The following is a 12733-nucleotide window of genomic DNA, read 5'->3' on the forward strand; positions in this document are numbered from 1 at the left end:
GTACCAAAATCCCCGTAAGGGGACTGAAACCTGCGAACCAATGTTGCATCATGATCCGTAAGATTGTCGCATTACCAAAATCCCCGTAAGGGGACTGAGACTTCAGGACTACTTGCTAATGATGTACAGCAATGTGTCGCATTCCTATTTTCTTAGCCCTGATGTGACTCCTTTTTATAAAAGGGGGATATAGGGGAGCAACATTGAATCTGCTATGAGAAAAGCCGATACCGTCATCTATTTGAGATGTCTGGTATCGGCTTTTGTTATGGGTATCGAATTGGAGAAATACCTAGAAAAGATCAAAGCCCGTTCTCGTGATGAGAGCGGGCTTTGTCGTAGGACGATGATTTTTTACGATAAATAATGACGCACCTGACAGGCCGTGTGGGCTAGGACCCACGATGCGGAACACAGGGCAAGGGGAGCAGCGGCGATGACGACGGCCAGGTTTCTGGTTTCTGTCGTCATCGTGCTGTGCGTCAGCCATATAAGGGCTTTGAGGACGGTTTCGACAGTGACGCAGGCCGTAAACATGGCGATGATAAAGACGGCGACGGCCAAGGGCAGCATGATGAGATACGAGAAGAGATAGGTTGTATATTTCATAAGAATCGCCTCCGGATATGTGATGTTATCTATCCTTATGATATACCTTCATTCTCAATATGTCAAATTAAATGAGAATGATAAGGAAACTGAGACTTATCAGTCCGGAGATTGTGAAAAAAATGTCTAAATGGATTGTTTTCTGTCTAAACGGAGTGGTTGTTGAAAATGTTATATGTTATGATTTTGTTACAAGACATAATGAAAATTAATATCGATAATATCGAGGATTCATCGTTACGATATCCTCTTCCGGCAGAGACATACCCCTTAGAATACGGCGATTCCCATGATTTTCAGCGAAAGGGAGGTGTAGGGATGTATCACATAGAGGGAGAAGCCGTGTTCAACGGTACCAGTGAATGCTTTGGCTTATTAGGTGCCTTATGGGGCCTGGCTGCCTTATTGTTTTATTATTTTTATTGATATTTTGTTCACAATGGAGGTATTTTTTGCGTAAAGTATTGCTCACTAGTCTAATTGTTTTAGGAATTGTCATCGTGGCGGCCGTAGCCTGGCTCATGACGGCAGGGGCCGATCGAACAGAAGCGACAGCGACTCGTCAGGTCGTCGATGCGACGGGCACATCCGTCGAGATACCCCTTCACCCCCGGCGGGTCGTTTTTTTGAATGTATCCAATCTCGACTTATACGATGCTGCCGGCGGAAGGGATACGGTAGTGGGAAAACCGACGTCGGATTCCATGTCGCCGGAACTGGCGGCTGCCATGGCTGATATCCCGGCTGTCGGCATCATTCATCGGCCCAATATGGAGACCATTTTATCCCTCCATCCCGATTTAGTCGTTGGCATCAACGTCCCCTTCCATAACCAGATTCGCCAGACCCTGGCTCAAAATGGGATTCCGCTGTACATCAATTCTTTGGATTCGTTGGAAGACAGCCTTAAGACGCTGAAATTTTTTGGCGAATTGACCGGTCACGAACAAGAAGCTGCCGAACGCGCTGCGGATATCAAACAGCGGGCCGACGCCGTCGTTGCCAAAGCGGCCGGCAAGGAAAGTTCCCGGGCGCTGATTCTCTTTAGTTCACCGGACAGCAACAATATGGCGACGGCTGCCAGTTTTTCCGGAGACCTTTTGAGTCGCCTTCACGGCGTGAATATTGCCGATACGGCCGACGGTTCTCACGAACCTTTTGTGCCCCTCAGCATGGAATACGTCCTTCGTCAGGATCCGCAGGTCATCTTCATCATCTCCATGGGCCAGAGTCAGGGGGAAGCCGAACGCTTTAAGGCTTCCATGGCCGACAGCGATTCCTGGAATAAGGTTCAGGCCGTGCGCCAAGGGCGGGTCTATGAACTGCCGACGGCCTTGTTTACGGTCAATCCGGGCAGCCGCATTGCCGACGCCATGGAATACATGGCTGATTGCCTGTATGGGGGAGGTGCCCAATGACGGCGGATAAGGTCACCCAACAGCGAGCCGTCCGGCGCTTGGCCGTCCTCTTGGCCGGCATCGTCCTTTTAATCGCCATCCTGCTCTTGGCCGTTGTCGTCGGTGCCGTGTCGATTCCCCTCCGCGACGTGTGGCTGGCTTTACAGGCGCCGGGGACGACGGACGACTATCAGATCATCTATACCCTGCGCATCCCTCGCGGACTCTGTGCGGCCTTGGCCGGGGCCAACCTGGCCTTATCGGGCTGCATCCTTCAAGGCGTCCTTCGCAATCCCCTGGCCGATCCCGGCATCATCGGCATTTCGGCCGGGGCGGGCCTTGCGGCTATGGCCTTGATGATGCTGGCCCCGACGCTTACGGCCTGGGTGCCTATGGCGGCCTTTTTCGGCGCCTTGGGAGCGGCAGCCATCGTCTTTTTCCTGGCCTGGGAACGGGGCGTCAATCCCCTGCGCCTGGTCCTGGCAGGCGTGGCCGTAGCCGCTTTCTTTGGCGGCGGCATGACGGCCTTGTCGGTCTTCTTTTCCGATAAGGTACAGGGGACCGTGTCCTGGATGGCCGGCGGCTTCGCCGGTGTCGGTTGGCAGAGCGTGCGCATGATCCTGCCCTACAGCCTGGTCGGCATGGCCGGGACGGTCGCCCTCTATCGGCGATTGAATGCCCTCCAGCTCGGCGACGACGTGGCCCAGACCCTGGGCGTCCATGTCAATCGGACGAGGGCCATGCTGGTCGCCTTGGCGGCCCTGTTAGCGGCTTCGGCTGTCAGCGTAGCCGGCCTCTTGGGCTTCGTCGGCCTCATCGTGCCTCACGTCATGCGCCTCATCGTCGGTTCCGATTTTGAACCCCTCTTACCGTGCTCGGCCGTCTTTGGCGCCGTCTTTGGCGCCGTCTTAGTGGCCGGCGCCGACGTGGCAGCCCGGACGCTGTTCAGCCCCATGGAAGTTCCCGTAGGCATCTTCATGTCCTTTATCGGGGCACCCTTTTTCCTATATTTATTGAGACGGAGGCTGAATGCGACATGAGTCCTATTGAATTAAAGGGGCTGGAAATCCGCTATGGCAGCCAGGTCGTGGCTCAGGATTTGAACCTCGTCTTGGATAAGCCGGAAATCATCTCCATCATCGGTCCCAACGGGTCGGGAAAATCGACCTTATTGAAAACCATGGCCCATCTGCTCTTGCCGTCAGCCGGCACGGTCTATTTAAACGGCCGCGATATGAACCGCTTTTCGACGGATGCCCTGGCCCGCATGATTTCCTTTATGCCCCAGTCCATGCAGGCCCCTGGCGATATTACCGTCCGCGACCTGGTTTTATTGGGACGCCTGCCGTACCAGGGCCTCTTTTCCAGCCTTGGCGATGACGATCTTAAGGCCGCCGACAAGGCCCTGGCCGGAACGGGGATGACCGACCTGCAGCATAAACGCCTTTCGGCGCTCTCCGGTGGGGAACGGCAGCGGGCCTGGCTGGCCCTGGCCTTAGCCAAGGAGCCGGAAGTCCTTCTCCTCGATGAGCCGACGACGTACTTAGATATCCACCATCAATTAGATTTAATGGAACTCATCGCCCACCTCTATGACACGACGAAGGTCCTGGTCGTCATGGTCTTACACGATCTCAATCATGCCGCGCGCTACAGCCACCGGCTGATCGCCGTCAAAAAAGGCCGCATCGTCGTCGACGGACCGGTGGAAGACGTGTTTTGCAGAGACATTATTGAACCGCTGTACCAAATCCAAGCGGTGATGACCGAGGTACAGGACGGGAACCGAACGTATCGACTGTGTGTGCCCTATGCGACGCAGTGATTGCTGGAAGGAGTTAAGGAAATGAATTATCGCAACTATACGGCGCTCTTGGCCGTACTCATGACGACGTCTTGGTATGGAACGATTCAGGCGGCCGATGCCGGCACGGAAGAACCGGTCCAATTAAAAGACGTCGTGGTCACGGCGACCAAGACCGAAGAAGAGGTAAAGGCCGTACCCCAGGCCGTTGAAGTCTGGACCCATGACGATCTCGAACGCATGGGGGCGGCTAACGTCCGCTCGGCCCTGCAGCTGGCCAATAACGTCAGCCTGGCCAAAGCGGGGATGACCGGCAATGCCGTCATGATCCGCGGCATGAGCACCAACCACTCCTTGATCCTCGTCGACGGCAAACGCTATGCCGCAGAAGATACGGATGTAACGACCAACGTTTACGCCCTGGAACGCCTCGATTTGAGCGATATTGAACGCATCGAAATCGTCCGCGGCCCGTCGAGCTCCCTCTATGGGTCCGATGCCATGGGCGGCGTCATCAATATCATCACCAAGGTCCCCGATAAGGCCGGCGGCACGGTGGGGGTCGTCACCGGTACGGAAAATACGGCGACCTACGTCAATGTCGACTTCGGCAAGCACCATCGTTGGTCGACGTCCTTCGATGCCCGCTGGGACCGCCAGCGTCCCTTTAACCGCTACGTCTACAGCAGCACCGTGTCCGGCCGCGGTACGAGCACCGTAACCGACGGCTATGACCGCGCCTTCTACGGCATGCGTCGCATGTACCATTTGGCCAGCGTCTATGACTTTGAAAACAGCAATAACAATAAACTGCGGTTCGATCTGGAATATCACAATGATGACCTGCGGTCTGATTTTGCCCCGGCCTGGTACGCTATGGGTCCCATGAAACTTGCCACGTCTCAGGATAAACGGGAGTTTTATCATGAACAGGAACGGGCGGCCAGCGTCGAATACACGGGCAAGACCGGGCGCAATGACTATATGTTCCGCACCTATTACAACCAGCTGAAGAAAAATTCTGTCATCTATAACGACCGGGCCAGCTTCCCGGGCATGATGGAAACGATTTTAGGCGGCATGTATCCGAAGGCTGACATGGATAAAGCCAATTACAGCACCTGGGTGACCGAAGCCCGGGATACGATGTATGTCGGCGACCATCATAACCTGACTTTTGGCGGCGAATACCGCAAGCTCAAATACGAAGGGACCCGCCTGTCCGGTTCGTCCGTCGGCCTCGATAAGGACGTAGCCGGTCACGAAGTCAATTCTTATGCCGGCTACGTGGAAGACCTGTGGCAGGTCAACGACCGCTTGCTGCTCATCCCATCCGTTCGCATTGAACACAACAGCCAGTTCGGCAGTCAGACGACACCGAAGATTGGCCTGACCTATAACATCGATCAGAACTGGCGCTTCAAATCGAATTACGGCCAGGGATATAAGGCGCCGTCCATTAGCGAACTCTATATGGAAATGCACCGGGCCATGGGAGCGACGACGGTCAATATTTATGGCAACCCCGACTTGGAACCGGAAAAATCGACGAGTTTCGACTTCGGCGTAGAATACGATAAGGGCCGCAACTTCGGAAAATTGACCTACTTCCACAATAAGGTCACTAACTTGATCGAAACGGCTCAGATCGGCTATATGACCTACCAGTACATCAATATCGCCAAGGCCAGCATCAACGGCGTCGAAGGTGAATTAGGGCATCGCCTGAATGACCGCTGGACCGTGAAGCTGACCCATAACTACCTCGATGCCACCGATGGGACGACGGGACAGCGCCTCAATTATCGGGCCCGGCACACGACGACCTTGCAGCTCCTCTACGATGATCATAAGGAAAAAGGCTTCAGTGCCGTCCTTTGGGATCAGTTCAGCAATGACTACCGCTTTGACGGACAGGATTATACCTATAATACGCTGAACTTCTCCTTCCGCAAGAAACTCGATGACGGCTTTTCCATCTACGGCGGCGTCGACGATATCTTCGATAAAAAAGTCGATGACATCTATGTCGACGGCCGCATGTGGCGCATCGGTGCCGAATGGAAATGGTAAGGGGGCATCGTGATGAAACCTTGTTTACGAAAACAGCTTACCTTGTGGGCCTGGGCACTCTTTTTGACCGTGCCCGGCCTGACCGGCTGGGCTCAAGAGCCGGACATCGTCGAAACGGCGACGGGGAAAACCCTCTCGGTCTCGGAACTCGCTGGCCGGGTGAAGGGGGCCGACGTACTCTTTTTTGGCGAGTTTCATGACAACGCCGCCATACACCACCTGGAAGACGAACTCTTTCAAGCCTTATACAGCCTCAAAGGGCGTAACCTGGCCCTGTCGCTGGAAATGGCCGAAAAGGACACCCAGCCCGTATTAGACGACTATCTCGACGGACGGATCGATGAAGAAGCTTATTTAGCCCAAAACCGTCCCTGGCCGAATTATAAAGACGCTTACCGTCCTGTCGTCGAATTTGCCAAAGCAAAGCATCTCTCCGTCGTGGCCGCCGCTATTCCGCGGCCGGCTGCGGCGGCTTATGCCAAGGAGGGGAACCTCGCCGACATTCCGGAAAGATGGCAGCCCTATCTGCCGGCGTCCCTTTATCCGAGTTCCCTGGCCTATGAACGAAAATTTGCCAAAATCATGACGGCCTTGAAGGGCCGGGCCATGGCCGTATCGGAAAAAACGATTCCCAACCTCTTTGCCGCCCAGTCCTTAAAGGACAACGTCATGGCCGAAAGCATCGCCCTTTATAAGGAGGCCCATCCGGATCATTTGGTCTACCACCTGACCGGCGCCGTCCACAGCGGCGACTATTTGGGCTCTGTCGAACAGCTACACCGCCGCCGTCCGGATCTTTCGATACAGGTCATTACGCCGGTCTTTGCTGAGACCTCGGCTGCCGCTGGGGAAGGGGCCGAAAGCCTTTATAAAGATAAGGGCGACTATGTCATCGTCGTCCCTAAAGCCGAGGTGGGAAGGGGCACATGAAGCGGTTTTTAGCCTGTTATGGCGATTACCGACGGCTGTTGGCCGTGGTCCTCATCGGATCGGTCCTGTCGGCTGTCCTGGAAACATTGTTTCCCATGGTCGTCCGCCATATCCTCGACGTCGTCCTGCCGTCGGGGAATCTGGCCGACCTTTTCCGCTACGGACTGGGTCTCTTGGGACTCTACATCGTCTGTCTGGTCCTGACCTTTTCGGTCTATGCCTGCGGCCGCAATATGGGGGCTCACATCGAGCATGATTTGCGCTGTCATCTCTTTGAACACATCGAAGGCCTGAGCTTTTCCTTTTTCGACAAGGTCCAAACGGGGCAATTGGTGTCGACCGTCATCAGTGACATCTCGGAAATCGGCGGCCTTGTCTTTCAGCTGCCGAATTTAGCCATGGTCTGCACCATTACCATGGTCGGCAGCGCCTTCTTTATGTTCCGCCTGAATTGGCAGCTGGCCAGTCTGGTCCTCCTCGTCCTGGCCTTGAAAACCATCGATACGATATGGCTCAACCGGCGCATGAAGCGGAGTTTTTTGGCAGCCCGCAAAGAGATGGGACGCCTCAGCGCCGTCTGTTCCGAAAGCTTCAGCGCCGTCCGGGTCATTCAGGCTCTGGGCAGTGAAAAACATATTTTCCGTCACTTTGAAGGGGCCAGTTTCGGCGTGCAAAGGGCCCAGCGGCGGACCAACCGCTTAGAAGCCTATTTAATGAGTACGGTCCTTTTTTTTACCAATGTCAATAACCTGGTCATCATCGCTGCCGGCAGTTATTTTATCATCCAAGGGGCCATGAAGGTCGCCGATTTAGTCGTCTTTCTGATGTATCTCATGCTCTTCATCCGGCCCATCATGCAGCTGACCATGCTGACCGAACAGTATCAGCGCAGTATGGCCGGCTTTCGCCGTTATGCGGCCCTGATGGATCAAAAGGCCGATGTCGTCGACCGTCCCGGCGCCGTCGAAGCCAAGGCGATTGAAGGACGCCTTGAATTTCGCCACGTTTCCTTTGCCTATCCCGGGAGTGATAAGGCGATTTTACAGGACTTCAACTTGACCGTTGAACCGGGGGAGACCGTGGCCATCGTCGGTGCGACCGGCGTCGGTAAGAGCAGCATTGCCAGCCTCACCCTTCGTTTTTATGATGTGTCGGCCGGCTCCATCGTCCTCGACGGCCGGGATATCCGTGACTATACCCTGGCGTCGCTGCGGCAGGCTGTGGGCATCGTCCAGCAGGACGTCTTTCTCTTTGCCTGTTCCATTGGGGACAACATTGCCCTCGGTGATAAACAAGCGTTGCCCCAAGCCATTCAGGAGGCGGCTAAAAAAGCCGATGCAGCGGCCTTTATCGAGGCCCTGCCCGAAGGTTATGACAGCTTTGTCGGCGAGTGGGGCGTCTTATTGTCCGGCGGTCAAAAACAGCGCATTGCCATGGCCCGCATCTTTCTTAAAAATCCGCCCGTCTTGATCCTCGACGAGGCCACGTCGTCTCTCGACAACGAAACGGAGCAGCGGATCCAGCAGGCCTTGACGGCCTTATCTGAAAAGCGGACGACGCTGATCATTGCCCACCGCCTGGCGACGATTCGAAAGGCCGACCGCATCGTCGTCCTGACCGGTCAGGGCATTGCCGAATCGGGGTCTCATGAGGACCTGATGGAGCAAAAAGGATTGTATTACGACTTATATCAGGCCCAGTTTCAGTCAACGTCGTGATGAAAAGGGGATAGTGTCGCGGCTTTGACCCTTTTCCTAGGGGGAATGTCTGAATGGAGCTTTTTTTGGTCCTCTTGGAGTAGAAAGGGGTCCCGGGAATCTGTTACAATGACATCGTCAAATGATAATTAGTTTCATAAAAGGGAGCGTGTGAACGAAATGGAAGCTTTTCAGTATGCCTTACAGTTGTTTCACAGCGGCGGTCTGGTCATGTATCCGCTCTTGCTGTTGTCTATTTTTACATTAGCTATCGCCATCGAACGCTTTGGCTACTACCGGGTAAACCGCAAGGGTTCCAAGGAATTTTGTGCCGGTGTGAGCCGGGCGGCCCGCGATCGGGAGTGGGACCGGGCCGATGAGTTCTGCCAAAAATTTCCTACGGCCATGAGCCGCATCGTGGCTAACGGCCTGAAACAGGGCAGTGACGAAAATAAGATGAAGACGGCTTTCCATGAACAGATGCACGTAGAAGCCATCGGTTTTCAACGCTACCTCGACTATCTCAGCGCCATCGTCACCATTGCCCCGCTCTTAGGGCTGTTGGGGACGGTTACGGGCATGATCAGCACCTTCAGCGTCCTCGATAACGGGGCCGGGGCGTCGGCCATTACCGGCGGCGTCGGCGAAGCATTGGTGGCCACGGCGACCGGGCTCTGCGTAGCCATCCTGGCCTTCTGCGTCTACACTTACTTTTCACACCAGCTCGATGCCATCGTGACCGATACGGAACGTGTCTGCATCGACGTCATGCAGGCCCGGAAAGCGGCATAGGAGGTAGATCATGTTTTCTCACGTCAGAATGAAGAAAAAGCCGGTCTTCATGATCATTCCCATGATCGACATCATCTTTTTCCTCCTGGTCTTCTTTATGATGAACAGCTTGCAGACCATCGCCCAGAAAGCACTGTCGGTCCAGCTGCCTCAGGCCCAGAGTGCGTCGGCACCGGCCCAAATGCCCTTGATCGTCACCGTCGATAAAGACGGCCATATCACCCTCGATAATCGCCCCGTCAGCCTGGAAGAGGCGTCGGATTTGATGAAGCAGCATATGACCGAGAACGCCAATGCCGCCGTCGTCCTCCAGGCCGATAAGGGGACGGCCCACGGTCAGGTCGTCGCCGTCATGGATATGCTCAAATCTGCCGGCGTCAAGCGCTTGGCCATTGCGGCTAAGCAGAAGGGGTGAGGCCCATGGACAGCCATATTTCCTGGAAAAAGGCCTATGGCGGATCGCTGATCATCCACGCCGTCGTCTTTGGTGTCTTGATGTGCTTTTTGGCCGGCTCCGTAGCCCAACATGAGGAAGAAAAAATGTACGTCATCGACCTCGATGCCTCGGAACTGACCGGTGCCGGAAGCGGCCATGCCGGCGGTGGTGGCGGGGGAGCGGCCAACCTCTTTCCCGATAAATTATCGGAGGCTGCCGTCGCCGAACGGACGGCCCAAGTCGCCCAGGCTTCGTCGGCTTTGGTAGCCCACGACATCCCGGCTCAGACTGTCAGTGACAGTGCCGCCTCGCCGTCATCCTATCCGGCCACAGCGCCGTCTTCTGGCGGCAGTGATTCGACTGGTCAAGGCAGTGGAACCTGGACGGGAAGCGGCGACGGCAGCGGGACCGGCTCAGGCTATGGTTCCGGGTCGGGAAGCGGTGTCGGTGACGGCGTCGGCGATGGCCAAGGCTACGGCGAAGGCAGTGGAAGCGGGCAGGGCAGCGGCGACAGCGGCAGTGAAGGTACGGGAACCGGCGCCTTTGACACGGACGGCTTCTGGTCGGCCGTCAACGCCAATAAAACCTATCCGCCCATGGCCGTGAAGCGGGGCCTGACCGGGACGGTCTACGTGACGGTGACCCTCGATGCCGGCGGCAACTGCATCGGCGTTTCGGCCAGCGGCGACGGACTGCTGGCGAAAGCGGCGACGAAAGCCGTCTATGCTGCCTGCCCCTATCCCAATCCGACGGGATCGGAGATTACCATTAACGTACCTGTTACCTTTGAATTACAGTGAGGAGGATCATGATGAATATACTTGTACTGTACTCTTCCCGCACGGGAAATACGAAAAAAGTGGCTGAAGCCATCCAAAGCGCCCTGCCGGAAGGGACACCTTGCCTTTCCATGGCCGAAGCGCCGGCCGACCTTTCGGCCTACGACCTGATCTTTGCCGGTTACTGGGTCGACCGGGGGACGGCTAATGCCGAAGCCAAGACCTTCCTTGAAGGGCTCCATCATAAGAATGTCGCCCTCTTTGCCACCCTGGGCGCCGATCCGACGTCGGACCATGCGCAAAAGAGCCTCGATGAAGGGGCCAAGCTCCTTCCTAAAGAAACGGACGTCGTCGGGACCTTCATCTGCCAAGGCGCCGTCGACCCCAAGATCATCGAAATGATGTATAAAAAATTTCCCGAAGGCCATCCCCATGGCCGGTCGCCGGAACGGGATGCCCGCCATGCCGAAGCGGCTAAGCACCCCGATGAAGCCGACTTGCAGCGAGCCTTTGATTTTGCCGCCGACATCCTCCATTGGTTTGAAGGAGGCGGGCAATGAGCTTACAGGCTTACTACGACAGTCTGCCGCCGGATCAGCAGGCCCTGCAGTTTGGCCTCGCCGGCGTCGATCCCTTAGGCCACGCCTTTCCGCGTAAGCGCGTCGTTCACGCCGGCTTGCACGGCCAGCTCATCGCCCCGGCTGAATCCCAGCAGATTTGGCAGGACATCATGAGCCGTCCGCCTACAGGGCGCGACGTTCAAACGGCTTATATCCACATTCCTTTTTGCAAAACAAAATGCTTGTACTGCGGCTTTTTTCAAAATGGAACGCAGCAGGAGACGGAAGACGAATACATCCGCTGTCTCGTCGATGAACTGGAACTGGCTGCCGACAGCCCACGCCTGCGGGATGGGTTGATCCACGCCGTCTTCATCGGCGGCGGTACGCCGACGTCGCTGTCGCCGGCCAATGCCGACCTGCTCCTAAAGACGATCCGCCGCTGTCTGCCCCTGGCCAACGACTATGAAATGACCTTGGAAGGGCGGGTCCACGACGTCGTCCCGGAAAAGATGGATATTTGGTTTGCCAACGGCGTCAACCGCGTCTCCCTAGGCGTCCAGTCCTTTGATACGGCGGTCCGTCGCGCCGTCGGCCGCCTCGACGACGAAGATACGGTGCTGCAGCGCTTAGCTGACCTGAAGGCCTATAACCAGGCGGTCCTCATCATCGACTTGATGTACGGCCTGCCCGGTCAGAACATGGATGTCTGGCGCCACGATCTGCAGCGCTTGACGGAGTGCGCCGCCGACGGGGCCGACTTATATCAGCTCAACGTTTTTGACGGCAGCGACTTGAATAAGGCCATCGCCGAAGGTCGGTTGGCGCCGGCCGCCGAAACGTCCGTCCAGGCCCGGATGTTCCACGAGGCCAAAGTCTATCTGGAACAACGAGCCTATCGGCGCCTCAACATCTGCCATTGGAGCCGTTCCAACCGCGAGCGGAGCCTGTACAATGTGCTGGCCCGGTCCGGCGCGGCCATGTTCCCCTTTGGCAGCGGTGCCGGCGGTCACGTCGACGGTTACGAAACGATGCTTCACCGGGCCATTTCGCCTTATCAGATGTTTGTCAGCCAAGGGAAAAAACCCTTTATGGCCCTCATGGAACAGTCGCCCTTGAAGCCCTTGATCGACCGCGTTCAAGTCGAAATGGAACAGGGCTACCTGGACCTTCGCAGCCTGATGGCCGAAGACGAGCGCTTACAGGATTTGACCTGGCTCTACGACCTTTGGCAGGAACGGGGGCTGGTGACCGATAACGGCGTCCTCCATATGCTGACTGAAGCCGGCCAGTTCTGGCAGGTCAACCTGACTCAGACGACCCTTGAAAGCATGCAGTATCTCTTGACGGGGAAAACGGTCATGAATCTGGCCGGTGTCGCCGCCCAAGATTCGGCCAAGACCGACGCCATGACCGAGGCTATGAAAAAAATGAAGGAAAAGGGCGTCCGCCCCAGTATGGAAGCCATGAAAAAAATGGCAGAAGCCATGCAGCATCTTTCTTCAGAAGAACTGAGCGCTGTCATGAAGCGCATGGGTTCTATGTAACTCCCCTATAGATGGGCCGTGCCTTCACCCGGCCCGAACGGACTGCTGTCTGAAGCCACTCCCTTGCTTCGGACAGCAGTCTTTTTGGCGCCGAATAGGCATGATAAAA

The 12733-nt window shown here is 56.0% G+C and carries 12 protein-coding genes; 11 read left to right on the forward strand and 1 reads right to left on the reverse strand.

Translation table 11 applies throughout. The features are described from left to right. Positions 1-354: 354 nt before the first annotated feature. On the reverse strand, positions 355-609 hold the full coding sequence (locus tag HMPREF3201_RS08900) for a hypothetical protein (protein WP_062412724.1): 255 nt from the start codon (positions 607-609) through the stop codon (positions 355-357). Positions 610-1073: 464 nt separating this feature from the next. Here HMPREF3201_RS08900 and HMPREF3201_RS08905 point away from each other — a divergent pair, with 464 nt between their 5' ends. From HMPREF3201_RS08905 to hutW, 11 genes are all read left to right on the forward strand, one after another. Continuing rightward, on the forward strand, positions 1074-2027 hold the full coding sequence (locus HMPREF3201_RS08905) for an ABC transporter substrate-binding protein (protein WP_231726839.1): 954 nt from the start codon (positions 1074-1076) through the stop codon (positions 2025-2027). Beyond that, positions 2024-3046 carry a FecCD family ABC transporter permease gene (locus tag HMPREF3201_RS08910; RefSeq protein ID WP_062412726.1) on the forward strand — a complete coding sequence of 341 codons (1023 nt, stop codon included), beginning with the start codon at positions 2024-2026 and terminating at the stop codon, positions 3044-3046. Before HMPREF3201_RS08905 ends, HMPREF3201_RS08910 begins: the two co-directional genes overlap by 4 nt. Continuing rightward, positions 3043-3831: an ABC transporter ATP-binding protein gene (locus tag HMPREF3201_RS08915; RefSeq protein WP_062412727.1), complete on the forward strand. Its 789-nt coding sequence runs from the start codon at positions 3043-3045 to the stop codon at positions 3829-3831. The genes HMPREF3201_RS08910 and HMPREF3201_RS08915 overlap by 4 nt, the downstream gene beginning before the upstream one ends. 21 nt (positions 3832-3852) lie before the next feature. Beyond that, positions 3853-5883 (forward strand): TonB-dependent receptor plug domain-containing protein, encoded by a 2031-nt coding sequence (locus HMPREF3201_RS08920; protein WP_062412728.1) that lies wholly within the window; start codon positions 3853-3855, stop codon positions 5881-5883. Positions 5884-5895: 12 nt separating this feature from the next. Then, positions 5896-6813 (forward strand): ChaN family lipoprotein, encoded by a 918-nt coding sequence (locus HMPREF3201_RS08925; RefSeq protein ID WP_062412729.1) that lies wholly within the window; start codon positions 5896-5898, stop codon positions 6811-6813. Next, entirely contained in the window at positions 6810-8531 is a 1722-nt protein-coding gene (locus tag HMPREF3201_RS08930; protein WP_062412730.1) for an ABC transporter ATP-binding protein, read from the forward strand. Before HMPREF3201_RS08925 ends, HMPREF3201_RS08930 begins: the two co-directional genes overlap by 4 nt. A 159-nt stretch (positions 8532-8690) precedes the next feature. Beyond that, complete coding sequence (locus HMPREF3201_RS08935) at positions 8691-9302, forward strand: MotA/TolQ/ExbB proton channel family protein (protein WP_062412735.1); 612 nt, start codon at positions 8691-8693, stop codon at positions 9300-9302. 10 nt (positions 9303-9312) lie between these two features. Beyond that, on the forward strand, positions 9313-9717 hold the full coding sequence (locus tag HMPREF3201_RS08940; protein ID WP_062412731.1) for an ExbD/TolR family protein: 405 nt from the start codon (positions 9313-9315) through the stop codon (positions 9715-9717). Positions 9718-9722: 5 nt separating this feature from the next. Further along, a complete protein-coding gene (locus tag HMPREF3201_RS08945) occupies positions 9723-10538 on the forward strand; it encodes an energy transducer TonB (RefSeq protein ID WP_062412732.1) in 816 nt (271 codons plus the stop codon). Between the two features lie 11 nt (positions 10539-10549). Continuing rightward, the gene (locus HMPREF3201_RS08950; protein ID WP_062412733.1) at positions 10550-11077 is read left to right on the forward strand and encodes a flavodoxin family protein; all 528 of its coding nucleotides are present in this window, start codon (positions 10550-10552) and stop codon (positions 11075-11077) included. Continuing rightward, positions 11074-12624, forward strand: a complete 1551-nt coding sequence (gene hutW / locus HMPREF3201_RS08955; RefSeq protein ID WP_062412734.1) for a heme anaerobic degradation radical SAM methyltransferase ChuW/HutW — start codon at positions 11074-11076, stop codon at positions 12622-12624. Before HMPREF3201_RS08950 ends, hutW begins: the two co-directional genes overlap by 4 nt. Positions 12625-12733: the final 109 nt, after the last annotated feature.

It is taken from the genome of Megasphaera sp. MJR8396C (assembly GCF_001546855.1).
GTDB lineage: Bacteria > Bacillota > Negativicutes > Veillonellales > Megasphaeraceae > Megasphaera.